Annotated in this window: 23 protein-coding genes; 22 read left to right on the top strand and 1 reads right to left on the bottom strand. The window is 48.1% G+C overall.

Features of this window, described 5'->3' with window-relative positions; all coding sequences use genetic code 11:
• Positions 1 to 31 precede the first annotated feature (31 nt).
• The 14 genes from H8S54_RS16625 to rlmH all read left to right on the top strand — a co-directional run bounded on the left by H8S54_RS16625 (position 32) and on the right by rlmH (position 15,052).
• Positions 32 to 400 (top strand): hypothetical protein, encoded by a 369-nt coding sequence (locus tag H8S54_RS16625; protein ID WP_021926632.1) that lies wholly within the window; start codon positions 32 to 34, stop codon positions 398 to 400.
• Between the two features lie 254 nt (positions 401 to 654).
• Positions 655 to 1,302 (top strand): redox-sensing transcriptional repressor Rex, encoded by a 648-nt coding sequence (locus H8S54_RS16620; RefSeq protein ID WP_021926631.1) that lies wholly within the window; start codon positions 655 to 657, stop codon positions 1,300 to 1,302.
• 120 nt (positions 1,303 to 1,422) lie between these two features.
• On the top strand, positions 1,423 to 2,973 hold the full coding sequence (locus H8S54_RS16615) for an NAD(P)H-hydrate dehydratase (RefSeq protein WP_186901865.1): 1,551 nt from the start codon (positions 1,423 to 1,425) through the stop codon (positions 2,971 to 2,973).
• Positions 2,974 to 3,042: 69 nt separating this feature from the next.
• A complete protein-coding gene (gene alr, locus H8S54_RS16610; protein WP_021926629.1) occupies positions 3,043 to 4,209 on the top strand; it encodes an alanine racemase in 1,167 nt (388 codons plus the stop codon).
• 94 nt (positions 4,210 to 4,303) lie between these two features.
• Positions 4,304 to 4,654: a type II toxin-antitoxin system PemK/MazF family toxin gene (locus H8S54_RS16605; protein ID WP_021926628.1), complete on the top strand. Its 351-nt coding sequence runs from the start codon at positions 4,304 to 4,306 to the stop codon at positions 4,652 to 4,654.
• 147 nt (positions 4,655 to 4,801) lie between these two features.
• Positions 4,802 to 6,139: a hemolysin family protein gene (locus H8S54_RS16600; protein WP_021926627.1), complete on the top strand. Its 1,338-nt coding sequence runs from the start codon at positions 4,802 to 4,804 to the stop codon at positions 6,137 to 6,139.
• A complete protein-coding gene (locus H8S54_RS16595) occupies positions 6,109 to 6,837 on the top strand; it encodes a YebC/PmpR family DNA-binding transcriptional regulator (protein ID WP_173767606.1) in 729 nt (242 codons plus the stop codon). Before H8S54_RS16600 ends, H8S54_RS16595 begins: the two co-directional genes overlap by 31 nt.
• A gap of 101 nt (positions 6,838 to 6,938) precedes the next feature.
• Complete coding sequence (locus tag H8S54_RS16590) at positions 6,939 to 7,730, top strand: ClpP family protease (protein ID WP_117850396.1); 792 nt, start codon at positions 6,939 to 6,941, stop codon at positions 7,728 to 7,730.
• 162 nt (positions 7,731 to 7,892) lie between these two features.
• On the top strand, positions 7,893 to 8,780 hold the full coding sequence (locus tag H8S54_RS16585; RefSeq protein ID WP_186901864.1) for a sulfide/dihydroorotate dehydrogenase-like FAD/NAD-binding protein: 888 nt from the start codon (positions 7,893 to 7,895) through the stop codon (positions 8,778 to 8,780).
• Entirely contained in the window at positions 8,780 to 10,177 is a 1,398-nt protein-coding gene (gene gltA, locus H8S54_RS16580) for an NADPH-dependent glutamate synthase (protein ID WP_117849778.1), read from the top strand. The genes H8S54_RS16585 and gltA overlap by 1 nt, the downstream gene beginning before the upstream one ends.
• Before the next feature lie 212 nt (positions 10,178 to 10,389).
• The gene (locus H8S54_RS16575; RefSeq protein WP_186901863.1) at positions 10,390 to 11,265 is read left to right on the top strand and encodes an undecaprenyl-diphosphate phosphatase; all 876 of its coding nucleotides are present in this window, start codon (positions 10,390 to 10,392) and stop codon (positions 11,263 to 11,265) included.
• An 18-nt stretch (positions 11,266 to 11,283) separates the two neighbouring features.
• A complete protein-coding gene (locus H8S54_RS16570) occupies positions 11,284 to 14,223 on the top strand; it encodes an FtsK/SpoIIIE family DNA translocase (RefSeq protein ID WP_243176870.1) in 2,940 nt (979 codons plus the stop codon).
• A 40-nt stretch (positions 14,224 to 14,263) separates the two neighbouring features.
• Positions 14,264 to 14,566, top strand: a complete 303-nt coding sequence (locus H8S54_RS16565; protein ID WP_021924383.1) for a Dabb family protein — start codon at positions 14,264 to 14,266, stop codon at positions 14,564 to 14,566.
• A 6-nt stretch (positions 14,567 to 14,572) separates the two neighbouring features.
• Positions 14,573 to 15,052: a 23S rRNA (pseudouridine(1915)-N(3))-methyltransferase RlmH gene (rlmH, locus tag H8S54_RS16560; RefSeq protein ID WP_021924384.1), complete on the top strand. Its 480-nt coding sequence runs from the start codon at positions 14,573 to 14,575 to the stop codon at positions 15,050 to 15,052.
• A gap of 288 nt (positions 15,053 to 15,340) precedes the next feature.
• Here rlmH and H8S54_RS16555 read toward each other — a convergent pair whose 3' ends face one another.
• Positions 15,341 to 16,498 carry a pyridoxal phosphate-dependent aminotransferase gene (locus H8S54_RS16555; RefSeq protein WP_186901862.1) on the bottom strand — a complete coding sequence of 386 codons (1,158 nt, stop codon included), beginning with the start codon at positions 16,496 to 16,498 and terminating at the stop codon, positions 15,341 to 15,343.
• A gap of 360 nt (positions 16,499 to 16,858) precedes the next feature.
• Between H8S54_RS16555 and H8S54_RS16550 the strand changes: the two genes are divergently transcribed.
• The 8 genes from H8S54_RS16550 to H8S54_RS16515 all read left to right on the top strand — a co-directional run bounded on the left by H8S54_RS16550 (position 16,859) and on the right by H8S54_RS16515 (position 24,518).
• Positions 16,859 to 18,052, top strand: coding sequence for an ATP-binding protein (locus tag H8S54_RS16550; protein WP_186901861.1), 1,194 nt, complete (start codon positions 16,859 to 16,861; stop codon positions 18,050 to 18,052).
• Positions 18,053 to 18,174: 122 nt separating this feature from the next.
• On the top strand, positions 18,175 to 19,116 hold the full coding sequence (locus H8S54_RS16545; RefSeq protein WP_117849788.1) for a tRNA dihydrouridine synthase: 942 nt from the start codon (positions 18,175 to 18,177) through the stop codon (positions 19,114 to 19,116).
• 17 nt (positions 19,117 to 19,133) lie between these two features.
• Positions 19,134 to 19,673 (top strand): DUF2284 domain-containing protein, encoded by a 540-nt coding sequence (locus H8S54_RS16540; RefSeq protein ID WP_021924388.1) that lies wholly within the window; start codon positions 19,134 to 19,136, stop codon positions 19,671 to 19,673.
• Between the two features lie 155 nt (positions 19,674 to 19,828).
• Positions 19,829 to 20,155, top strand: coding sequence for a YabP/YqfC family sporulation protein (locus H8S54_RS16535; protein ID WP_021924389.1), 327 nt, complete (start codon positions 19,829 to 19,831; stop codon positions 20,153 to 20,155).
• Between the two features lie 41 nt (positions 20,156 to 20,196).
• Positions 20,197 to 21,399 carry a sporulation protein YqfD gene (locus H8S54_RS16530; RefSeq protein ID WP_173767611.1) on the top strand — a complete coding sequence of 401 codons (1,203 nt, stop codon included), beginning with the start codon at positions 20,197 to 20,199 and terminating at the stop codon, positions 21,397 to 21,399.
• A gap of 147 nt (positions 21,400 to 21,546) precedes the next feature.
• Positions 21,547 to 22,230, top strand: coding sequence for a PilZ domain-containing protein (locus H8S54_RS16525; protein WP_117849795.1), 684 nt, complete (start codon positions 21,547 to 21,549; stop codon positions 22,228 to 22,230).
• Positions 22,231 to 22,234: 4 nt separating this feature from the next.
• Complete coding sequence (locus tag H8S54_RS16520; protein WP_186901860.1) at positions 22,235 to 23,248, top strand: hypothetical protein; 1,014 nt, start codon at positions 22,235 to 22,237, stop codon at positions 23,246 to 23,248.
• A 307-nt stretch (positions 23,249 to 23,555) separates the two neighbouring features.
• On the top strand, positions 23,556 to 24,518 hold the full coding sequence (locus tag H8S54_RS16515) for a hypothetical protein (protein ID WP_186901859.1): 963 nt from the start codon (positions 23,556 to 23,558) through the stop codon (positions 24,516 to 24,518).
• Positions 24,519 to 24,710 lie beyond the last annotated feature (192 nt).

The raw sequence follows: 24,710 nt of genomic DNA, 5'->3' as shown, positions 1-24,710 counted from the left end.
AAATATATTGAAAAAAGTAGGAGAAATTCAGTTGTTAGAGAAAGCAGTTCAGTCTGCAATATATGAAAAAGCTCTTAAAAATCATTATATAGAAATTCTGTATATTGATTTTGAAGATACAGGAAAATGCATAAAGCTTCATCAGGATACGAAGCTGCGTAGTGGTGAAAACATTTTCCCAGAGTCGGATGAGCAGATGTTTGAGGATTATATCTGTGAGAAAATTATGCGTTATGCATCTGGTGATACAGAGGATCTTAACCGGGTAAAGCAGCAGATGATGCTGTTGCAGAAGAATGAAGAATTGTCAAATGCACTTCATTATAGCCAAAAACGGGATGAAGAGCTTACAAAGGCATTGGAGACGCCGTACCATAGAAGCAGCCAGTTTCAGCTTTGACTCTTTTTTCTGCCACATACGATATCCCAGAGGTACAGACAGATAGAGTGCATGGACATGGTTCTTTACCGGGATACAAAGCATGATACTTACAAAGCAGTGACCATTAAGGCAGCTGGAACCATTATGTGCTGCGTGGTCAAAAAGTTTTGTGATTTTGCACAACTTTGATTGACAAGAAAATAACATTTCGGTATAATTGACGTAGTGTATCGCGGAAAAGTATAGGCAGCGGGAACAAGGAGGGGAACATTTTGGAGGCGAAAGAAATCTCAAAGGCAGTGGTTAAGAGACTGCCAAGGTATTATCGCTATCTGGGGGAACTGATGGAAGAGAAGGTAGAGCGTATATCTTCCAATGATCTGAGCAAGAAAATGCACGTAACTGCATCCCAGATCCGTCAGGATCTTAACAACTTCGGCGGTTTTGGACAGCAGGGATACGGATACAATGTAGAATATCTTTACACAGAGATCGGCAAGATCTTAGGGCTGGACACCATCCATCCCATGATCATTCTGGGTGCAGGTAATCTGGGACAGGCACTTGCCAATTATGGGGATTTTGAGAAAAGAGGATTCCGCCTTGTAGGAATCTTTGACGTGAATCCGGTTCTGGAAGGAATTTCCGTTCGCGGCATTGAGATCCAGATGATCAGCCGGCTTCCGGAATTTATGAAGGAGAATCAGGTGGAAATCGCCATTCTGACACTTCCCAAGAACAAGGCCAAGGAGATGGCGAAGATTCTCATTGAGAACGGAATCAAGGCAATCTGGAATTTCGCACATACAGATCTGGACGCTCCGGAGGACGTAATCGTGGAGAATGTCCATCTTTCCGAGAGTCTGATGGCTTTGTCCTACAATTTAAGCCAGTATCGGAATGAACATACAGAGAAATAGAAGTTAAAGAGGACTGCTGCTTGTCTCACTGGAAGATTTACAGGAGACCGGGCAGCAGTTTTGCATATAGACGCGAAAGGAAATGATTTGTTGCCTGACGCGTCAGATGAGGAGCTGATCATGAAAAAAGTTGTGACCTGCAGCCAGATGAAGCTTCTGGACCATGAAACCATTCACAGCATGCACGTACCGTCACTGGTGCTGATGGAGCGCGCAGCCCTGGCTGTCAGAGATGAAATCGTGAAGTACCTTCTGGGGAAAAATCCCGATGGCAGCTGGCAGCATGAACGTGTCCTGGCAGTCTGCGGTTCCGGCAACAACGGCGGCGACGGCATTGCCATTGCAAGGCTGCTTCACTTATCCGGGATCCATACGGAGATTTTTCTTGCAGGAAATCCGGACAAAATGACCGAAGAAACCAGACGCCAGTGGGAAATTGCCGCCAGCTATCAGGTGCCGGTAACGAATAACCCGGTATGGAGTGAATATACTGTTATAGCAGACGGGATTTTCGGCGTGGGGCTTTCCCGGGAAATTGCGGGAAAATACAGAGAAATCATCGACTGCATGAATCAGGCAGAAGCCTGCAAGGTGGCAGTGGACATTCCGTCTGGCATCCATGGTGATACAGGAGCCATTCTCGGCGTGGCTTTTAAGGCAGACATGACGGTAACCTTTGCATACCGGAAACGGGGACTGTGCCTTTACCCAGGAAGAATGTACGCGGGAAAGGTTGTGACAGCAGACATTGGAATTTACGACCGGGACCCGAAAGGCATCCAGATTGCAGAAAAAGCAGCCTGTCACATGGAGCAGACAGACCTGGCAGAGCTTCCTTTAAGAGCCCCCTGGGGAAATAAAGGAACCTTCGGGAAAGTCCTCCTTATCGCAGGCTCCCCTGGAATGTGCGGCGCCGCCTGCCTAAGTGCCAGCGCAGCCCTTCATGGCGGAGCAGGAATGGTGAAGATCCAGACCGTGGAGGAGAACCGCGTTCCCCTTCAGACCCTTCTTCCCGAGGCAATGGTAACCTGTGAATTTAACGAGGAAGCCAACCAAAAGAACCTAAGCTGGTGCGATGTGCTGGTGATCGGCCCGGGACTTGGAACAGACGGAGTGGGCAGAGAGCGAATGCTCTGGTTTTTGAAAAACGGGGCGGCAGCGAAAAAGCCTGTAGTCATAGATGCGGACGGGCTGAACCTTCTGGCTGAGCATCCGGAATGGCAGGAATTTATAAATGAAAATACAATTCTGACCCCGCATATGGGAGAGATGAGCCGTCTGACAGGCAGCAGCATTTCTCATTTGAAAGAGGATCCGGCAGCCGCGGCCTTTGAATTTGCAGACAGAAGCGGGGGCGCCTGTGTGCTGAAAGATGCCTGCACCGTAATCGCAGACCAGGAAGAACACCTGTATTTCAATCTTTCCGGCAATTCGGGAATGGCAACTGCGGGAAGCGGGGATGTACTTTCCGGCATAACGGCTGCAGTGCTTTGCATGTATCACAGCCAGGAAGAAAAGCCGCCGGTTTCTTATCAGGCAGCCATGGCCGTTTATATCCATGGACGTTGCGGGGATTTTGCCCTCAGGAAAAAAGGAACCCACGGCATGACCGCACAGGATCTGATCGAAGCACTTCCAGAAATATTGAAGCTTTCGGAGGGGGAAAATTAGAGCGTACTCCCAAAGCGGAAATGATTTTTTAAACAGGTTACATCGGTGAACAGTAACGAGGAGAACATTATGGAAAAATATAACAGAATTAAGGCGTTGATTTCCCTTGATGCCGTGAAATATAATTTTGAACAGATGAAAAAGAACATAAAAGAAGGGACGAAGATCATTGCCGTGATCAAGGCAGATGCATACGGACATGGCGCAGTCCCCATTGCGGCCATGCTGGAGAATTTGGATTACATCTGGGGCTTTGCCACTGCGACTGCCCAGGAAGCCCTGCAGCTGCGCCGGGAAGGAATCACCCGGCCGATTCTGATCCTGGGACTTGTGTTTGAAGAGTACTACGAAGAGCTGGCAAGAGAGGATGTGCGCATGGCAGTCTGTGATTATGAAACTGCCCGCAAATTTAGCGAGGCGGCAGCCTCCTGCGGCAAAAAGGCGCTGATCCATCTTGCGGCAGACACCGGCATGACAAGAATCGGATTCAAGGACAGCGAAGAGAGTCTGGAAGAGATCCGCAGGATTTATGAGCTTGACAATGTGGAAGTGGAAGGCCTGTTTACCCATTTTGCAAGGGCAGATGAGTATGACCGCACCCCGGCCATGGTACAGCTGAAGCGCTACCTTGACTTCGCGGACCTTCTGGAGAAAAACGGCATCCATATTCCTCTTCACCACTGCTCTAACAGCGCCGGAATCATCCGTGTGCCGGAGGCAAACTTAAACCTTGTCCGCGCCGGAATCACCATTTACGGCATTTACCCGTCCGAGGAAGTGGAGAAGGATATTGTGAAGCTTCAGCCGGTAATGTCCTTAAAGAGCCACATTTCCTATGTAAAAGACGTGGAGCCGGGAACGGAGGTAAGCTATGGCGGAACCTACACCACAGACCGCGTCACCAGACTGGCTACCATTCCGGTGGGCTATGCAGACGGATACCCAAGAATGCTCTCCAACAAGGGCTGGGTGCTGATCCACGGCAAAAAGGCGCCGATCTGCGGAAGAGTCTGCATGGATCAGTTTATGGTAGATATAACCCACATTCCGGATGCAAAAACAGGGGATGAGGTGACACTCCTTGGCACAGACGGAGAGGAAGAGATCACAGCAGACACCATCGGGGATCTGTCCGGCCGCTTTTCCTATGAGTTTGTCTGTGATATCAGCAAGCGCGTTCCAAGGATCTACATCAGGGACGGAGAGGAATGCGGAGAATTAACGTATTTTGATTAAATAGTAAAACACCACACATGTATACACAGGAAAAAAGTTGGAAATACTTATTTTCAGGAGTGAAAAAGTTAAAGTAAAACGGAGTGTGAATTGTGTGGTAATTAAAAGAGGGGATATTTTTTATGCGGATCTTCGCCCTGTGGTGGGAAGCGAGCAGGGAGGCATCCGCCCGGTACTTATTATTCAGAACGATGTGGGCAACAGGCACAGCCCCACTGTGATCTGTGCAGCCATCACATCCAAGATGAACAAGGCGAAGCTGCCTACCCATATTGAGATCGATGCGTCCGCCTACGGAATCGAAAAAGACTCGGTAATTCTTCTGGAACAGCTTCGTACCATTGACAAGAGAAGGCTTAAGGATAAGGTATGCCACCTGGACGGCCCCATGCTTGACAAGGTAAATCATGCCCTTGAGATCAGCCTGGAGCTTACATTCTCTTGACGAAAAGAAAGTTTAGTGATATAGTTGTTAAGTCTCAGCGGCATTTGCAGCCGCATTTTAACCAAATAGCAAGGCGGATGGTGAAGATCCCCTTGACTGGTTTTATACGGAGGAACAAAGGGTTTATTTATGGAGGACGGCAGTAGTATGCCCCTGGCGGGCGTTATTATTTTATTGTTGCTGCTGTGGCTGAACGGTATTTTTTACGGGTTCTCGGCTGCAGTACACAATCTGAGCGGAAGCGAGGTTGAGAAGCGGGCGCAGGAAGGAGATAAGAAATCCACTTATCTGTTATCCCTGATGAACAGTCCCATGACGTTTGTCAATGCGATTCCGCTGATTGTCATGGCTTCCGGCGTGAGCTTCGGAGCATTTATCGTTCCGTGGGTTACGAAGACCTTTCATCCCTACATAAAGCATCTGGCAGCAGTGATCCTGGTGCTTGCACTTGTGGTGATCCTGCTTGCATCTCTTGGCATCCTTACGTTTCGAAGGATCGGAACCTACCATCCGGAGAAATATGCCTACCGCTATCTGGGAGTTGTGGGATTTTTTACCAGGATCTTATATCCTTTTACCATGTGCGTTACCTTTATCGCCAAGCTGGCGGCACGCCCCTTCGGAGTGGCCTTTAACCAGGCAGAGGAGCCTGTGACAGAAGAGGAGATCATTTCCATGGTAGATGAGGCCCATGAGCAGGGCGTCATCGAGGAAAATGAAGCCGAGATGATCCAGAACATCATGGAGTTCAATGACACAGAAGCCAAGGATATTATGACCCACCGCAAGAATGTGATCGCCTTTGACCAGGAAGAGAATCTGCAGTCTATTGTGGATACTATGCTGGAGGAGGGCAATTCCCGTTATCCGGTATATAAGGAAACCATTGACAATATTGTGGGAATCATTCATTATAAAGATGCGCTGAAGTTCCTTACCCGGAATTCCTGGGCCAAATTTAAGCCCCTTAAGGATCTGCCGGGACTGATCCGGGAAGCTTCTTTTATTCCGGAGACCAGAGGAATCAGTGATCTGTTCGGCTCCATGCAGGTGAAGAAGATCCATATGGCAGTGGTAGTGGATGAGTATGGACAGACTTCCGGAATCGTTTCCATGGAGGATATCCTGGAGGAGATCGTAGGGGACATTCTGGATGAATATGATGAGGATGACAGCACCTTCCGCACACAGAAGGACAACAGTGTGATCATTGACGGGCTGGCTTACCTGGAGGATGTATCCGAGGAACTTGGCATCGACTTCGGGAAGGTGGAGTTTGAGACCCTAAACGGTTATCTGACCAATCTTCTGGGGCATATCCCCACAGAGGATGATCTGGATAAAGAAATTGTGGTAAACGGCTACCGTTTCAGAATCCTTTCCCTTGGAAACAAGACTATTGGAAAGGTACGGGCCGAAAAGATAAAAAAAGAACCAAAAGGAGAGGATAAGAAATGTCAGGACATTCAAAATTCGCAAACATAAAGCACAAGAAAGAAAAAAACGACGCTAAAAAAGGTAAGATCTTTACCATCATCGGCCGTGAGATCGTAATGGCTGTTAAGGCCGGCGGTCCGGATCCAAGCAACAACGGCAAGCTTCGCGATGTTATCGCCAAGGCGAAAGCAAACAACATGCCGAACGATACCATCGAGCGCGGTATTAAGAAGGCAGCAGGTGCTGACTCTGCTGACAGCTACGAGAAGGCAGTATACGAAGGATACGGCCCCAATGGTGTTGCCATCATCGTTGAGACTCTGACTGACAACAAGAACCGTACAGCCAGCAATGTAAGAAACGCATTTACAAAGGGTAACGGAAGCATCGGAACCCAGGGCTGCGTATCCTACATGTTTGACCAGAAGGGTCAGATCATCATCGATAAGGAAGAGTGCGAGATGGACGCTGACGAGCTGATGATGATCGCTCTTGACGCAGGCGCTGAGGATTTCGCAGAGGAAGAGGACAGCTATGAGGTTCTCACAGCTCCGGATGATCTTGGTGCAGTACGCGAGGCTCTTGAGGCAGCAGGCGTTCCGCTTCTTGAGGCACAGGTTGCCATGATCCCGCAGACCACTGTAGAGCTGACTGATGAGAAGGCTCTGAAGGATATCCAGAGAATCCTTGATCTTCTGGATGATGATGACGACGTTACAGACGTATGGCACAACTGGGCTGAATAATTTTATAAGAATTGCAGATAATACCTCCATACAAGAATGTGTGGAGGTATTTTTTTATGCTGGAAATAATAGAGGAAAACCCATTAGAATCAGAAGAAAACATGGGGAAAGGCCAGGAAAAAGCAGGGCAGAAGAGCTCTGTAAAAGGAGAAAAGCAGGAAGAAGAGCCGCAGAAAGAACAGCAGCAGGAAAAAGCAGAAAAAAAGGAAAACCTGGATCAGGAAGAGCAGCAGAATAAACAGATCCGGGATATGGGACAAGTGACCCTGCATGAGAATTCCAAAAGATACAAGGTGGAGCTTCTGACCATCATCGGGGAAGTGGAAGGCCACGAGTCTGCCCCGTCCCACAGCAAAACTACCAAATATGAGCACGTTTTGCCCAAGCTTGCCATGATCGAGGATGACGAATCCGTGGACGGCCTTCTGGTTCTTCTGAACACCGTAGGAGGTGACGTGGAAGCGGGCCTTGCCATTGCGGAGATGATCGCTTCCTTAAGCGTTCCTACCGTTTCTCTGGTTCTTGGAGGCGGACATTCCATCGGCGTTCCCATGGCAGTTTCCGCAGATTATTCTTTTGTGGTCCCAAGCGCTACCATGGTGATCCATCCCGTGCGCTCCAACGGCATGTTCATCGGCGTGGCCCAGTCCTACCGCAACATGGAAAAGATCCAGGACCGGATCACCACCTTTATTTCCACCCATTCCCATACTTCTCAGAAGCGGCTGGAGGAGCTGATGCTGGACACCACCCAGCTGGTAAAGGATGTGGGAACTATGTTGGAAGGCCCGGAGGCAGTAAAGGAGGGCCTGATCGATGAAGTAGGCGGAATGCGGGAAGCTCTGGGGAAGTTATACCAGCTCATTGGTGAAAAAAAGGAAAAAAACAGCTGATCTGGCATTTTTTTGAAAAAATATAAGAGAAACTGTAGAATTTCATTTTACTAACCCATCTTTTTGTGCTATAGTGGTATAGGATATGACTAGCGTACATGTGTCCTCACTGGGGACGCACATTTTTAGCGCTTGTTAAATATAGTACTTCAGGAGGGAACTATGTATAAGATTCTCAACGCAGAGAAACTTTCTGCAAATGTTTTTCTTATGGACGTGGAAGCACCCCGCGTGGCTAAGCATTGTCTGCCTGGTCAGTTCGTCATCGTAAAGATGGACGAAGTAGGCGAGAGAATTCCGCTTACAATCTGCGATTATGACGCAGAGAAAGGAACTGTAACAATCGTATTCCAGCCGGCTGGTGCATCTACCACCAAAATGTCCGAGCTGAAAGCCGGAGATTACTTCGAAGACTTCGTTGGACCTCTTGGACAGCCATCTGAGCTTTGCCATGAAGACATTGAAGAGCTTAAGAAGAAAAGAATTGTATTCGTAGCCGGCGGTGTTGGTACAGCACCTGTATATCCTCAGGTAAAATGGCTTCACGAGCACGGCATTACTGCTGATGCCATTGTTGGTGCCAAGACAAAGGATCTCCTTATCCTTGAGGACAAGATGAAAGAAGTATGTAATCTGTATGTAACTACAGATGATGGTTCTTATGTACGCAAAGGTATGGGTACTGACGTACTTCGCGACCTTGTACAGAACCAGGGCAAAGAGTATGATCTGTGCGTTGCGATCGGACCGATGATCATGATGAAATTTGTCTGCCTGTTAACCAAAGAACTGAATATTCCTACCGTTGTCAGCATGAACCCGATCATGGTAGATGGAACTGGTATGTGCGGTGCCTGTCGTCTGATGGTTGGCGGCGAAGTAAAATTTGCCTGCGTTGACGGACCGGAGTTTGATGGACACAAAGTTGACTTCGACCTTGCCATGAAGAGACAGCAGATGTACAAGACCGAAGAAGGACGTGCGCTTCTGAAGCTTCAGGAGGGCGATACCCATCACGGCGGATGCGGACAGTGTGGAGGTGACAAATAATGGCAGATGTATTAAAGAAGGTACCAGTCAGAGAGCAGGCTCCTAAGGTACGTGCTACGAACTTTGAAGAGGTTTGCCTTGGTTATAATAAAGAAGAGGCAATGGAAGAAGCGAACCGCTGCCTTGGCTGTAAGAAAGCAAAATGTATGGAAGGATGTCCGGTTTCCATCAATATCCCGGGCTTCGTTCATGAAGTAAAAGAAGGAAACTTCGAGAAAGCATACCAGATCATCGGTGAGTCCAGTGCTCTTCCGGCTGTCTGCGGACGTGTATGTCCTCAGGAGACACAGTGTGAGGGAAGATGTATCCGCGGTATGAAGGGCGAGGCTGTTTCCATCGGTAAGCTGGAGCGTTTCGTTGCTGACTGGGCGAAAGAGAACGGCATCAAGCCAGTTCCTGCAGCACAGAAGAACGGACACAAGGTAGCTGTAATCGGTTCCGGTCCTTCCGGACTTACCTGTGCCGGAGACCTTGCAAAGATGGGCTATGATGTAACTATCTTCGAGGCTCTTCACAAAGCAGGCGGCGTTCTTGTTTACGGTATTCCGGAGTTCCGTCTTCCGAAAGACAAAGTCGTTGCTGCTGAGGTAGAGAACGTAAAATCTCTCGGTGTTAAGATCGAGACCAACGTTATCATCGGTAAATCCGTAACTATCGACGAGCTTCTTAAGGATGAGGGCTTCGAGGCTGTATTTATCGGATCCGGTGCCGGACTTCCTATGTTCATGGGAATCCCGGGGGAGCAGGCAAACGGCGTATTCTCCGCTAATGAGTATCTGACACGTAACAACCTGATGAAAGCATTCCGCGAGGATTATGATACCCCGATCGCACACGGCAAGAAAGTTGCAGTTGTAGGCGGTGGTAACGTTGCCATGGACGCTGCAAGAACTGCACTTCGTCTTGGCGCAGAGGTACATATCATCTATCGTCGTTCCGAGGCTGAGCTTCCTGCACGTAAAGAGGAAGTACATCACGCTAAGGAAGAGGGCGTACAGTTTGATCTTCTGTGCAACCCTGTTGAGATCCTTACCGATGACAAAGACTGGGTAACCGGAATCAAGTGCATCCGTATGGAGCTTGGCGAGCCGGATGCATCCGGAAGAAGACGTCCTGTTGAGATTCCTGGTTCTGAGTTTACCATCGACGTTGATACTGTGATCATGTCCCTTGGTACAAGCCCGAACCCGCTGATCTCCTCCACAACCATCGGCCTTGATGTAAACAAGAGAAAATGCATCATCGCTGACGAAGAGTTCGGTAAGACATCCAAAGAGGGCGTATACGCTGGCGGAGATGCTGTTACAGGTGCTGCAACTGTTATCCTTGCAATGGGAGCAGGTAAAGCAGGTGCCCGAGGTATCGACGAGTACATTAAGAGCAAATATGCGAAATAAGTAATACTCCTTTGAGTATGTTTTCCCCGTCTGATTTTCCATTATGGGATTTCAGACGGGGATTTTTTATGCGCAGAAATGCTTAGTTCCATATTTCCCCATAAACAGCTGTTCGATTAAAAGTTGTATCTTCTGCGGGTTTGTGATATAATGGGAATACTTGGTGGGCTTTTGCCTGCCGGATCTTAACAATAGAAAAGGAATTGAGTGTTATGTCAGTTTTACAGGCAATTTTATTGGGAATCGTGCAGGGAATCACGGAATTTCTCCCTGTCAGCAGTTTTGGACATCTGGCAGCCATAGAGAATGCCATGGGAATTACCAGGAATACGGCAGTGCTTTTTGAGGTGCTTCTTCATGTGGGAACCCTTGCGGCGATTTTTTTCGCATTTCATGAGGATATCCGCAGGATCGGCGAGGAACTTTTGGGAATGGTTATGGACGTGATCGGCAATCTGAACATCTATTTTCATAACCGCAGGACAGGAGAGCAGCTTGGGTATGCCCGTTTGGTGTCCGGTACTTATCGGAAGCTTACGGTGCTGATACTGGTATCATCTATTCCCACAGCCATGCTTGGCTACATCTGCAGAAGACTGGTGACCAAGGCGGCCATTTCCCCGCTTCTTCCGGGCATCTGCATTCTGATCACCGGAATTTTTCTTCTTGTGACCGATCTGAGCAACATCGGCGGAATTAAGACACCGAAGGAGGCAACCTACGATCATGCCATGTGGATCGGCATCTGCCAGGGAATCTCTGTATTTCCAGGACTTTCCAGATGCGGTATGACTCTCTGCGCCGGTATGATGTGCGGCTTCAGAAGGAAATTTGCGGTGAAATATTCTTATCTGATCAGTATTCCGGCTGTAATTGGCTCCTTGATTCTGGAGCTTGGCCAGTTTACCACACCGAAGATGACGGTTTCACTTGGATTTACATATGTTCTTGGCATGGTTGCGGCAGGAGTAGTAGGCTATTTTATGATCCGCTTTCTGCTTCAGATCGTGCAGCATACGAAATTGCGCTATTTTGCATTCTATTGCTTTGTGGCTGGTGCGGTAGCGCTGATCAGTAATTTTGCCTGATGAAGGGAGAGCTTTTAAATGGCAGCGTCAAAAACGCAGAAATCTAATACGAGGAAAAAATCAACCGCTAAAGGGAATGTCTCTGGCAAAAAGAAAACCGCCGGACGGCCTTCCACCAGGAAAAATGTAAATACCAAGCAGTCCATATCCAGCGGTTTCCAGACAGAGATCGTGATTCTTGTGCTGATCGCAGCTTCCATTATCCTGATGGTAAGCTGCCTGGGCTTTGGAGGCAGTGTGGGTGGAAGCATCAGCAGGGCACTGATGGGAGTGATGGGGCTGATGGCCTATGCATTTCCATTCGTTTTGTTTGGGGTGTCCGTGTTTCTGATTTCCAATAAGGGTAATGTGCTTGCCTATAAGAAGACCGCGGCAGCAGCTGTTCTGTTTCTGGTGCTCTGCGGCGTGTTCCAGCTGTTGACAGAGGGGTACGCAGAGAGCACCACTCTGGCAGAGTACTACAAGGTTAGTTCCCAGTATCACACGGGCGGAGGCGCCATTGGAGGAGCCATCTGCATTTCTACCATTTCCGCATTTGGAACGGTAGGAGCCTATGTGATCATTGTGCTTGTGATCTTAGTCTGCCTGATTTTGATCACCCAGCATTCTTTTCTGGGATTTCTCTATAAGCTTTACGATAAGCTCCTGGAGATGCTGAAGGGAACTCATGAGCGTTACCAGGAGGGAGCACCGGAGCGGGAGTTAAGACGTCAGGTGAAGGCCCAGCAGCGCCAGATGGCAGCCCAGGAACGCCGGGAGAGAAGAATGAAGGAGCTGGAGGCTGCGCTGGCGGAAGAGGATCTGGATTTGGAAGAGGAAGAATTGGAGTCAGAAGACGGTTCGAAGAAAACTTCTTCCATCTTTGGGAAAAAGAAGCAGAAAAACAGAGACAGTTTGACAGAAGCCAGCCAGCCGGTGAGACGCCAGGCAAGAAGAGGAGCAGAGGCAGAGACCACTGGATTTCTTGTGGGAACGGATCTGTTCAGTGATATGGAGGCTTACGGGGATGGAATGGATGACCAGGTTTCCCTTCCGGAGGATACAGGACTGGATTTTGCCATTCACAGATCAGAGACTGTGGATACGGAAGAAGTTTTGCCAGAGACTGTGATGGAAGAGCAGCAGCAGTTGGCGCATTTTGGAGAAGAAATGCAGCCTCAGGCAGTGAATCCAGTGCAGGATGCAGAAGATGAGGACAGCTACGCTGGCGTAGATTTCAAGGAAGCCATGGCAACTGCCAGAACCATGCAGGCAACAAGTGCCGGCGGTTCCGGCACGGGAGCTGATGTTTCAGGTTCTCATGGCTCTGGAAGAGCTGCCAGTACTTCTGGTTCGTCTGGCACAGCTGATGGTTCTCATGGTGTCGCCCCTGCAGGAGAGGAGAGAGCATCCCGCCAGCCTGCCAAGAATCCCAAATCCTCCAGGCAGGAGATTGAGAGCGGAATCGTCAATATCCAGCACGAGATCAGCACCCAGGAAGCAGCCGTGAAGCGGGAATATCAGTACCCGTCTGTGAACCTTCTGAAGAGGGGCAACGGCAAATCCCAGGGAGATTCCGATGCTCACTTAAGGAAGACAGCGCAGAAACTTCAGGAGATTTTATACAACTTCGGCGTCAATGCCAAGGTAACCAATGTAAGCTGCGGACCTACCGTCACCCGTTATGAGCTTCAGCCGGAAATGGGCGTGAAGGTCAGCAAGATCGTAGGCCTTGCTGATGATATCAAGCTGAATCTTGCAGCGCCGGACATTCGTATTGAGGCACCTATTCCAGGCAAGGCGGCCGTTGGAATCGAGGTTCCCAATAAGGAGCACAGTGCCGTGATGCTCCGCGATCTGATCCAGTCACCGGAGTTCCAGAATGCCAAATCCAAGCTTGCTTTTGCAGCTGGCAAGGACATTGAGGGCAAGACTGTGGTTGCGGATATCGCGAAAATGCCTCACCTTCTGATCGCTGGTTCCACTGGTTCCGGTAAATCCGTATGTATCAATACGCTGATCATCAGTATTTTATATAAAGCCAAACCGGATGAGGTGAAGCTGATCATGATCGACCCCAAGGTGGTGGAGCTTAGTGTCTACAATGGAATTCCCCATCTGTTTATTCCGGTTGTCACAGATCCGAAGAAGGCAGCTGGTGCTCTGAACTGGGCGGTAAATGAGATGAGCAACCGTTACAATACCTTTGCAGAGTATGGCGTGCGTAATCTGGAGGAGTTCAACCGCAAGCTGGACAAGATGACCTTCCCGGAGGGCGAACAGCGCCCGGAGAAAATGTGTCAGATCGTCATTATCGTAGACGAGCTTGCCGACCTGATGATGGTGGCACCTGGAGATGTGGAGGATGCCATCTGCCGTCTGGCACAGCTGGCCCGTGCAGCAGGCATTCATCTGGTTATCGCAACCCAGAGACCCTCTGTCAATGTCATCACAGGTCTGATCAAGGCGAACATGCCGTCCCGTATTGCATTTGCGGTTACTTCCGGCGTGGACTCCAGAACTATTCTGGATATGAACGGTGCGGAGAAACTGCTTGGTAAAGGAGATATGCTGTTTTATCCGCAGGGCTATCAGAAGCCTGCCAGACTGCAGGGAGCTTTTGTCTCGGATGATGAAGTCAGTGATATTGTGAACTTCTTAGCAGACAAGAACCCAAGGACTGACTATGACAGCAAGATCGAGCAGCAGATGAACAATGCGGTTCTCACAGCAGGAGGAAGCTCCGGCGGGGAGGAACGTGACGTTTATTTCGAGCAGGCCGGCAAATTCATTATCGAGAAGGAGAAAGCGTCCATCGGAATGCTGCAGAGAATGTACAAGATCGGCTTCAACCGTGCCGCAAGGATCATGGACCAGCTCTGCGACGCCGGAGTCGTAGGCCCCGAAGAAGGCACCAAGCCCCGTAAAGTCCTGATGTCCATGGAAGAATTCCAGACCTATGTGGAAGAACATTTGTAATGGAAACGGGTAAAATCTAATAGTAAAGGAGAAGAGAAACATGGTAAAACATATGGTAATGTGGTCATTTAAAGAGGAGATTCCGGAGGAGAAGAAGCCGGAATTAAAAGCACAGATCAAAGAGCATTTAGAAGGTCTTGTAGGCGTAGTTCCAGGCCTGATCAGCGCAAAGGTAGTCACCGATCCCCTGACATCCAGCTCCCGTGACCTGTGCCTGATCACAGAGCTTGAGAGCGCCGAGGCACTTGCTGCCTACGCTGTAAACCCAAATCACGTAAAAGTTGCCGACACCTACGTAAGACCAAACACCTGCGACCGCGTGGCAATGGATTTTGAAATGTAATCTGCTATGGAAATTCGTATTCTCACAGTTGGAAAAATAAAAGAAAAATATTTAAATGACGGGATCGCCGAGTACGCCAAGCGCCTTAGCCGCTACTGCAAGCTGAACTTCATCCAGGTGCCGGACGAGAAAACCCCGGACAAGGCCTCCGATGCCCTGAACCGTCAGATCAAGGAGACAGAAGGCAACCGTCTTCTTTCCCACATCCGGGAGCAGGACTATGTGATCGCCCTTGCCATAGACGGCAAAATGCTGGATTCCGTAGAACTTTCCGATCTGATCGCCAGATTAGGGGTACAGGGAAAAAGCAGCATCGTCTTTGTGATCGGCGGCTCCCTGGGCCTTTCCGATGCAGTGTTAAAGCGCGCCGACTACAAGCTTAGCTTCTCCAGAATGACCTTCCCCCATCAGCTGATGCAGATGATCCTCCTGGAGCAGATCTACCGCGGCTACCGCATCATGAACCACGAACCCTACCACAAATAATTTAGAGTGTGTCTCCAAAATCTTTCCGCAAATTGTAACGTACATCTTGCAGAAGGCCTTTTGCAAACATGCTCTGGAAACAAGAAAGGGCTTTTTATAACTTGAATGAGTTATAAAAGCCCTTTCTTTTCTTGAGTTATTTTGGATTTTGGTACTTATGTTTGAATGCACAAACCAAATATGAGTCAGAAAATTTTCTGCCTTGTGGATTGTGAGCCTGGTTTCGAGGTTCAAATCTGTAATGGAAAACTCCCTTCCCGCTGGCTGTTTTAGGCGTTTTTTTATGCATTAAATTCCGCTTGTACGGATTGCCTCAACCGCCTCTTTGATTTTCTCAGGCGGAAGTACCAGTGCGAAGCGCACATATCCTTCCCCGTGAGGTCCGAAGCTTGCGCCTGGGGTGACGATGACGCCGGCTTTTTCCATCAGTTCCATGCAGAATGCCATGCTGTCTGTGCGGCCGCCTGGGATGCGGGCCCATACGAACATGGTTCCCTTGCCGTTTGGTTTTTCCCAGCCGATGGAGGCAAGTCCGTCACAAAGTGCATCGCGGCGTGCCTGGTACTGGATGCACTGTTCCTTCACGCTGTCAAGAGGTCCTTCCAGTGCGGCAATGGCAGCTTTCTGGATGGGCAGGAACATACCGAAATCAATCTGGCTGCGCAGCTTCTTAAGGGCAGCGATCACTTCCGGCTGTCCGATGAGAAAGCTGATTCTGGCACCGGTTACGTTGAAAGATTTGGAAAGGCTGAAAAATTCAACACCCACTTCCTTGGCTCCAGGAGTGGCAAGGAAGCTTCCGCCTTTTACGCCGTCGAAAATAATGTCGCTGTATGCGTTGTCATGGATGATCAGAATGTCATATTTTTTTGCAAATGCAATAATTTCTTCATAAAGTCCGGGAGTAGCAATGCTTCCTACCGGATTCGCCGGAAGGGAAACTACCATGTAGCGTGCTTTTTTTGCTACGTCCTCCGGGATATCTTTTACATAAGGCAGGAAATCATGCTCTGCAACCAGCGGATAGTAGTAAGGCACTGCGCCGCCCAGCTTGCTTCCCGCTGCAAAAACCGGATAGCAGGGATCCGGAAGAAGCACCACATCTCCCTCATCACACAGGGTCATGCCCAGATGTCCCATACCTTCCTGGCTTCCGTAAACAGACATTACCATATCCGGTGTAATGTCCACCTGGAAACGCTTCTTGTAATAAGCACAGACCGCGTCCAGAAGTTCTGGCAGGTCACGGAGGCTGTAACGCCAGTTCTGGTCGTCCGCAGCTGCGTCCATAAGTGCTTTCTTAATGTGGTCCGGTGTGTGAAAATCCGGGGTTCCCACGCTCATGTTGTATATTTTCTTTCCCTGTTTCTCAAGCTCAAGCCGCCTCTCATTCAGCGCAGCGAAAATTTCATCTCCAAATAAATCCAGTCGCTTGGAAAATTTCATCTTTTTGTATGCCTTCTTTCTGTCAAAATAACCTTCCCTTCCAATTACAGGAAAAGGTTCTTTTGCATTTTAGCACGGCAAAGTATAGGTGGCAAGAGAAATTTGCCAGGAAACTGTATTTTCTGGGAAAGACATATGTATTTGTGAAAAATATAGCACTTTAAGGTCTGTGGTGGAATAGATGATGCTTATCTGGTTATATTTGAGATATACCATACTTTTTTATACTTTTACACGGAAATGTGTTGACGAAGACGGTGGTTAATGGAATAATATGTGATAGAGCAATTTAGAGCGTGTTAAAAAGCTCTGGGGGAATTATTTTTTGCCCCTAACATCATTATGCTTGGAGGTGCTGAAATGTTTAAAGTAAATCCATACAGACCTGGTGCAGGATTGATGCCTGTTTATCTGGCTGGCCGTGACGAAGATATAAAAAATATTGAGAATTTATTTGATGGGCTGATGCTGAATATTCCCACACAATCCGTGATTTTCAGCGGACTTCGCGGTGTGGGGAAAACTGTTCTGATCAACAGGCTACAGACCATTGCGGAAGAAAAAGGGATTTTCTGCAGACATATAGAGGTAGAAGAGCGGAATGACTTTATTTCTCAGATTGCAAGCTGTTCCCAGGCCTTTTTAAGGAAAATAAGTACAGTTGAGAAATTTAAACATTTGATCCAGAAACCGTTGGATGCTATTAAAGCTCTGGTGGTGTCTTTCGACCCTGGTGAAAATACCTTTTCCCTTTCTGTGCAGGAAAGAGAACTGTATACAACCGTTAATCTGACCCAGAGCCTGACGGACGTTTTTTGTACCATCGGGGAAGCCGCCGGCAAGGCGGAAACACCCATCTGTTTTTTCATAGATGAAATTCAGTATATGAAATCCAATGAGCTTGGCGCACTGATTGCGGCGCTTCACCGGGCCAATCAGCTGGGCTATCCGGTAATGATCGTGGGAGCAGGACTTCCGAAGATCTATTCCATGCTTTCCGAGGAGAAATCCTATTCGGAGAGATTATTTGTTTACAAAGAAATTGGCTCATTGGAAGAAACACAGGCGAGAGAGGCAATTGAGAAGCCGGCGGAGAAGATGCATGTTCGTTATACAGATGACGCAGTAACAAAGATTATCAGGCTTACCAAAGGGTATCCGTTTTTTATCCAGCAGCTATGCCAGATCGTTTACCAAAATACCAGCACAGACGTAATTGACGGAAAATGCGTGGAAAAAAATGTAGAGGAGTTTTTGAAAACGCTGGATAATGGTTTTTTTAAAGTCAGGTATGAGCGGTGCTCTGAGGCTGATAAGAAATTTATTTTTGCAATGACAGCCTGTGGGGAACTTCCCTGTACGATTTCCAGTGTGGCAAAAATAATGAACAAGACGGTAAACTCTATTTCTACCTCAAGGGCTCAGTTGATCAGCAAAGGAATTATTTATTCCGTGCGGTATAAGGAACTGGATTTCACAGTTCCGGAATTTGATGCATACGTGCGAAGACTGGAAGAATACCGGGAATGGAAAAAGGAGAACAAAATCCGCTGATATTGAGGAATCAGCCATTGTCTAAAAAGATAGAAACGTGTATAATTGGTTTTATGAAAATTTCGTTCCCAGTGGCTTTTGTGCCCTACAAATTTCAGAAATTAATACATGCGAGGACTTAAATGAAAGATTACATGGCTCCCATGGAGGGAGTGACCAATTTTGTATACCGACGTGCCTACCACAGGTTTTATCATCCTATGGACAAATACTTCACCCCGTTTATTTCCGCCAAACCCAAGAAGAACTTAAGCTTCCAGGAAATCTGCGAGGTGTCGCCGGAACGGAACGAGGGGATGTACGTGGTTCCCCAGATCCTGACCTGCAATGCAGAGGACTTCATCCGCACAGCCCAGCTTTTGAAGGAGGACTACGGACACCAGGAAGTGAACTTAAACCTTGGCTGTCCCTCCGGCACTGTAACCGCCAAAGGCAAAGGTGCCGGATTTCTGGCAGAGCCCCAGAAATTAGACGCCTTTCTGGACGAGATCTTTAGCAAACTGGACATGAAGATTTCCATCAAGACCAGGATCGGCACCCATTACGAGGAGGACTGGGATTACCTTCTTGCCATCTACGAGAAATATCCCATCCACGAGCTGATCATCCACCCCAGAATCCAGACAGATATGTACCGGGGCGTCCCCCGTCTTGGTGCTTACGAAAAGGCAGTCAGCCGGCTGAAAATGCCCCTGTGCTACAATGGCAACCTGTTTTCCACAGCAGATTATAAGCGCATTACCCAGCGCTTCCCGGACACAGACTGTTTTATGTACGGCAGAGGCCTGATCACAAATCCAGGTCTGGTAAGCGAGATTCGGGATGGCGTACAGCCGGGCAAAGCAGTGCTCTGCCAGTTCCACGACTGTCTGCTGGAAGAATACAAAGAGCTTTTATCTGGCGAGCGAAACGTGCTTTTCCGCATGAAAGAGCTCTGGAGCTACATGGCAGTCAGCTTCACAAACTACGAGAAATACGCAAAGAAAATCAAGAAATCCCAGCATCTGTCCGACTACCAGGCTGCCGTATCCAGTTTGTTTGCAGAGCAGGAGCTGGCTGATTAAATACAAAGAGGAACAACATGTTAGACACAAATCGTTTTGAAGAATTTATATCCCAGTATCCCATTTACGAATACCGCGTGCTGGATGCTGCTGAAATCCAAGTGCGGGAGCGGGTGCGTACCATCTGCAAACAGGAGTGCGAGCGCTACGGCACCACCTGGGCCTGTCCCCCTGCGGTAGGCACCCTTGAGGAATGCGCCGCCCGGATCCACAGCTACAAAAGCGGCATCTTTTTTTCCAGCGTGGCAGAGGTTTCCGACCTTATGAACATGGAAGAAATGCTGTCCACCCGGGACGCACACGAGGAACTGACCTGTGAGGTGGCGAAATTCCTTCAGGGTGAGGGCTTTGAGACTTTCACCCTTTCCACAGAATCCTGCGACCTGTGCGAACACTGCGCTTACTTAGACGGCAAGCCCTGCCGTTTCCCGGAAAGAATGCACCCCTGCCTGGAAAGCCACGGCGTAGTCGCCAACGAGCTGGTAGAGAAACATTCCATGGAATACAATCTTGGCGGAAACACCATACTCTGGTTTTCCCTGGTACTTTTCCGGTAAAAAAGATTATGATTGTCAAAAACAATAGCAGCGTCTGAAAAAAATTTAGGTCAAACGCCAGGTGTTTGTTTCTGTGCGGATACCTGACGGGGCTGCTTCGGCATAAAAAAAATCCTCCCGCATAAGCTAGTTATAAAGGCCGGGAGGATTTTTTTATGTCTGGAAAAAGAGTGCGCAAAAATCCTGAGAAAGAGGGGGATTCATCCCGAAGTCCCTACACTTTCCGGGAAAACATCCTGACCGCCATGCAGGTTCCCGGCGATCTTGCCTGCAAGGACCCCATCATCACCCTCACAGGTCCATCCAGGGCTGTGATCGAAAACTATAAAAGCATCCTTTTTTATTCCGGCGAAAAGCTGATCATCCTGACCTGCAAAGGGAAAGTGATCCTCCAGGGGGAAAATCTGGAGATCGCCAGCTACAGCCCCATGGAAATGGAAATAAAAGGATTCATTTCCTGTGTTTTGCTGGAGCGTGGATGAGAAAGAATGGAACGTCCAAAATAAGAAAGGAGCCTGGAAGCATGGAAAGTCCCGAAAAATTCGTCCGCGGCTCTGTGAAAATTTCCGTATCCGGGGAGCAGATAGAGCGTTTCCTAAACCTGTGCCGCGCCAGAGGCCTCCTTCTGGAAAATGTCCGTCTCCCAGAAGAGAAGAAACTCACCGCCCGCATTTCCATAGCAGATTTCAAAAAGCTGGCGCCCATACATAGCAAAACCCATGTCCGCATCCACATTCTGGAAAAAAGAGGCCTGCCCTTTTTCCTGTACAGAAGCTGGCGCAGGAAATGCTTTCTTACAGGCATCCTGCTGTGCGCCCTTCTGCTTTTCTGGCTTTCCGGCCGCATTTGGAACATTCACATTGACGGAAACGTGAAAAATTCCACACCCCAGCTACTGGAATTTCTGGACCAGCAGGGCGTGATCCATGGAATCAGCAAAAAGAACGTAAACTGCTCCGAAATCGCAGCCCTCCTTCGGAAAAATTACCCGGATATTACCTTTGTTTCTGCCAGGGTGCAGGGAACCCGGCTGCTTCTTACCATTCAGGAGGAGGTATTGGAAGAAACCCTTCAGGAAGAGGCGGTGCCCTGTGATCTGATCGCAGATTTTGACGGCGAAATCGTAAGCATGACCACAAGAAGCGGCGTCCCCAAAATGAAAACCGGAGACACCTGTCAGAAAGGCGACCTTCTCATATCCGGAATTGTAGAGATTTTAAACGACAGCCAGGAGGTGGTGCGCACCGAGTACGTTTCCGCAGACGCAGACATCTATGTCCGCCATCAGATCCCATACTACCAGGAATTTTCCCTTTCCTATCAGAAAAAAATCGCAGACGGCAAGCCGAAAAACAGCTGGTATTTTCACATAGGAAACTGGATTCTGGGCGCGGGCAGCGCGTCCCGGGAGCAGCATATCACTTCCGTGGAAGAAATCCCCTGGCAGGTCACCGAAAATTTTGCCCTCCCTATTTCCCTGGGAAAAATCACCCGCACGCCCTACCAGATTGAAAAGGCTGTATACACCAAAGAACAGGCCGAAGAAAAAGCCGCCCGGCAGCTAAAACTCTACGAAAAAAATCTGCTGGATCAGTACATCACCATTGTGGACACCAGTCTTTCCATCACCGTAGACAAAACCCGCTGCATCACCAAAGGAACCTTGACCGTGGATGAAAAATGCGGGGAGAGGAGAAGTGTGCAAAAGGGAGAGGAAACTTCGTGAAATTTCAGTGCTTTTTGGAAATATTCTGAAAATAATTTGGTAAAATAATGTAGACGGAAATTATGATATTTGTTATAATATGGGATAAATAAGTAGCGATATAGAAAGAACGCCTTTGCAGGATGAAACGCGGAGACGAGGTGAAGCATGGCAGGAGTACTAAAGATCAATCCGGGAACGAAGCTTCGAATGGCATTTGATGTTCCCATCGGTCAGGAACCGAAATTCAATATGATATGTACTTTTAATAAATCATTAGACGAATCTGCTTTTCTGGTATCCATCCCTATGGTTGGGGGAAAAGCATTGGAGCCTGACGAGAATCAGAAGCTGTTGTTTGAGTACGGCGACGGAGAGGAAGCGGGCATTATTGCCGGATATGTAGACGATACCGTGAAGGTTGGAATCCGCCGTTTCTGGAAGGTACGTCGTGTAACAGAACACAGACAGTTTATCAAGCGTGTGGATGTACGTATGAAGGTGGCTCTGCCGGTGAAATACATGCAGGATACCTGGGCACTGAATTCAGACGGAGAGATCGATCAGGAGCTGGGCGAGACTATGGATATTTCCAACGGCGGTCTTGCAATTTATATGAACCGCTGGTTTGATGTAGGGGAGACTTGCATTTTCACCCTTCCCAGAATCGGAACTGCCGCCGCAGGAGTTCCGGAGCACGAGGTGGCTGGCGTGATCTGCTGGATGAGAGAGGTACCCAAGGGCGGAAGCTTCCGCTATGTAGCCGGTATCCAGCTGCGTTTTGCAGACCCTGAGGAGAAGGCCGCTATGCAGAACTATGTAGCCTATGTGAAGAAGAGATACAGACTGTAAGAGTATGAAGAGAAGGAAGAACAGGCAGGAGGAAATCCCTGCCGATATTTCAGAAAACCAGGAAGAGAAAAAGCCCAGGAAGCGCTTTGGCAGAAAGAGAAAGACAGATCAGATTATCCGAATCGAAGAGCTGGAAGAGCTGATGAGCAAATACGGCGAGGGAGCAGACCCTGAGGACGTTGTCAGCATGTACATTCCCCACCGTAAGCGCCGTAAGATCGGAGCAGCACTTCTGCAATTAGATAGAATGCAGCTTTTGCTGATGGGACTGCTTCTTCTGGTAGCAATTTTGTTTATCACCGCATTTATGCAGGAGAAAATGGGTAACTTCACCATCAACCTGAACCGTCTGGAGCTGTACCGAAAGGGAATCAGTATTTCCGAGACCGGAGATTTCAAGGACGCAACGGCAAGGCTTACCGCAAGTGCGGTGCAGGATGCCACCAATATTTCCATCGAGGATCTTCCAGACAATCTGGATGAAGAAGAGGGAGACCATAACGGCAAGAACTACATGGCGTACACCTATTACGTGCGAAACGCAGGCAAGGAGGATCTTGGCTACAAGGCAAGGATCACTTTGGACTCCTGTGCCAAGGGCGCGGAGGATGCGGTTCGAGTGGCAGTCTGGCGGAACGGAACCCGCGTGGTATATGCGGAGCCGGGAGCAGACGGAGGCGACGAAAGCGGCTGCACCAGCTTTGAGTCCGAAGATTTGGTTTGTACATATGAAGAGCCCGATTTCCTTGTGGGAAACGTAGACCGCTATACCATTGCAATCTGGATGGAGGGAGACGATCCCGAATGTGTGGATTCCATCATCGGAGGAAGCGTCCAGTTCAGCATGCATATTGATGCTGACTATGACGATGAGACAAGCCTTGTATGGAAGTTCATCACAGATATCAAGGATACCCTGACAGGCGACAAGCCCATCAATGCGTCAGGAAATGAAGCACCAAATGACAGCTACTATTCAGACAGAGAGATCACCTGGGACACCAGGCGAAATAAATAACCAAAAAGTACCTGAGAAGCCAGGTACATATGAATGGTATGAGCAGTGCCACAACCACTGTTTATATAAAAAAGAAATAACCTTTTTTACAAAGGAGCAAATCTTTTGGCAATTGAGGGAAAGGAAACGGAATCGGAAGTCCTATTCCAAGGCCTGCTATGAGTTGATATCCTCACCGGAAACGGTTTGAGGAGAAACTCTTTTAACCGGGCCCGGTGAGAGCATGAACTGATGGCAAGAGAACCGAATATCACTTCCCACCGCCCCATTTTTCAACCGCCAAAAGAACGCAAATGGGAGGAAAAATATGACAGAAACAAAAAGTGTGAAAACACTTAAAAAACAGCTGGGTGCAGCGATTGCCATGGTATTGGTTGCCGCTGTAGCGCTGGGATCAAGTACGTATGCTTGGTTTGTGAACAATACTAAGGTTACAGCTGAAAACGTTGATGTAACCGCAAAAGCAGCAAATAACCTTTTAATTACCCATGGTGATGGAGAAACAAATGCTAAATGGGGCACTGTTGCAACATTAGCAGATTATGATTCAAAAGACTTTGCACCAGTATCAACTATCGGTTCTGATACATATGCTGATCTTAAATTTTTTAAAGACAATGCATGGAAAACGGATACAGACGGTACTTACAACGCTAGTGAATTTGTTGATGCCACTGCCGGAACAGAATACTATAAAGATACTGTCACTTTAAAAGCAAGTCAGAAATCTAATCTGTATCTTGATAAGGAGACTGTTTTTGATATCGCAGCAAAAACAGAACAGGCAACTGCCAACGACACTGCTACTACGCTTCGTGTAGCTCTTGTTGTTAAGGGTAACGGCATTGCTACTTACAATGGTGCTTATATCTATCAGGTTGATAAAGACAATTTAACCGATAGCTATAATACAACTTTACTTACTCTTGGTGCGGATGGTGTTAAAAAGGCCATTTCTGGAGCAAGCACATCTGCAGATATTGTCGGTAAAAATATCGACACAACTAATGGTGTTACTAAATATTTACATACTGGTACAACAAATACAACACCAAATCTTGCAACAACACCTACTAATAATGCAATGGCAACAGAATTTAATGATGCCGATGTTCTCTACCAGTTCACAAAGCCAGATGATACTGTAACTATTGATGTATATATTTGGATGGAAGGTTGCGATGCTGATTGTAACAGTTCTGTTGTAAAGAATATCACCCAGCAAAAAGTTACAACAACACTCGGCTTCTGCGTTGGTGCAGCTCAGTAAAATATTAACGAAATGTAATTAACCTCAGGTTCCTAGATGGTTGTGGCATCTGGGAACTTTGAATATTCCCCAAGTAGCAAGGGTCATGGAGAGATATTTAATTTCTTTCCATGATCTTTTCTTGAAGCCAAGGGGACAGGAAAAGTAGTTTTTTCATTGTCCCTTTGGCATTCTGGATTTCCAAGAACTTAA

Origin of the sequence: Blautia segnis (assembly GCF_014287535.1) — a bacterium.
GTDB lineage: Bacteria > Bacillota > Clostridia > Lachnospirales > Lachnospiraceae > Blautia_A > Blautia_A acetigignens.
Note: the sequence above shows the minus strand (reverse complement) of the source record. Positions and strands in the feature narration are given on the sequence as shown.

What these genes read in the sequence shown, in the direction of transcription:
- H8S54_RS16615 (WP_186901865.1), top strand. Translation starts at nt 1,423, where the DNA reads ATGAAAAAAGTTGTGACCTGCAGCCAGATGAAGCTTCTGGACCATGAA.
- alr (WP_021926629.1), top strand. Translation starts at nt 3,043, where the DNA reads ATGGAAAAATATAACAGAATTAAGGCGTTGATTTCCCTTGATGCCGTG.
- H8S54_RS16600 (WP_021926627.1), top strand. Translation starts at nt 4,802, where the DNA reads ATGCCCCTGGCGGGCGTTATTATTTTATTGTTGCTGCTGTGGCTGAAC.
- H8S54_RS16595 (WP_173767606.1), top strand. Translation starts at nt 6,109, where the DNA reads ATGTCAGGACATTCAAAATTCGCAAACATAAAGCACAAGAAAGAAAAA.
- H8S54_RS16590 (WP_117850396.1), top strand. Translation starts at nt 6,939, where the DNA reads ATGGGGAAAGGCCAGGAAAAAGCAGGGCAGAAGAGCTCTGTAAAAGGA.
- H8S54_RS16585 (WP_186901864.1), top strand. Translation starts at nt 7,893, where the DNA reads ATGTATAAGATTCTCAACGCAGAGAAACTTTCTGCAAATGTTTTTCTT.
- gltA (WP_117849778.1), top strand. Translation starts at nt 8,780, where the DNA reads ATGGCAGATGTATTAAAGAAGGTACCAGTCAGAGAGCAGGCTCCTAAG.
- H8S54_RS16575 (WP_186901863.1), top strand. Translation starts at nt 10,390, where the DNA reads ATGTCAGTTTTACAGGCAATTTTATTGGGAATCGTGCAGGGAATCACG.
- H8S54_RS16570 (WP_243176870.1), top strand. Translation starts at nt 11,284, where the DNA reads ATGGCAGCGTCAAAAACGCAGAAATCTAATACGAGGAAAAAATCAACC.
- H8S54_RS16565 (WP_021924383.1), top strand. Translation starts at nt 14,264, where the DNA reads ATGGTAAAACATATGGTAATGTGGTCATTTAAAGAGGAGATTCCGGAG.
- rlmH (WP_021924384.1), top strand. Translation starts at nt 14,573, where the DNA reads ATGGAAATTCGTATTCTCACAGTTGGAAAAATAAAAGAAAAATATTTA.
- H8S54_RS16555 (WP_186901862.1), bottom strand. Translation starts at nt 16,498, where the DNA reads ATGAAATTTTCCAAGCGACTGGATTTATTTGGAGATGAAATTTTCGCT.
- H8S54_RS16550 (WP_186901861.1), top strand. Translation starts at nt 16,859, where the DNA reads ATGTTTAAAGTAAATCCATACAGACCTGGTGCAGGATTGATGCCTGTT.
- H8S54_RS16545 (WP_117849788.1), top strand. Translation starts at nt 18,175, where the DNA reads ATGAAAGATTACATGGCTCCCATGGAGGGAGTGACCAATTTTGTATAC.
- H8S54_RS16540 (WP_021924388.1), top strand. Translation starts at nt 19,134, where the DNA reads ATGTTAGACACAAATCGTTTTGAAGAATTTATATCCCAGTATCCCATT.
- H8S54_RS16535 (WP_021924389.1), top strand. Translation starts at nt 19,829, where the DNA reads ATGTCTGGAAAAAGAGTGCGCAAAAATCCTGAGAAAGAGGGGGATTCA.
- H8S54_RS16530 (WP_173767611.1), top strand. Translation starts at nt 20,197, where the DNA reads ATGGAAAGTCCCGAAAAATTCGTCCGCGGCTCTGTGAAAATTTCCGTA.
- H8S54_RS16525 (WP_117849795.1), top strand. Translation starts at nt 21,547, where the DNA reads ATGGCAGGAGTACTAAAGATCAATCCGGGAACGAAGCTTCGAATGGCA.
- H8S54_RS16520 (WP_186901860.1), top strand. Translation starts at nt 22,235, where the DNA reads ATGAAGAGAAGGAAGAACAGGCAGGAGGAAATCCCTGCCGATATTTCA.
- H8S54_RS16515 (WP_186901859.1), top strand. Translation starts at nt 23,556, where the DNA reads ATGACAGAAACAAAAAGTGTGAAAACACTTAAAAAACAGCTGGGTGCA.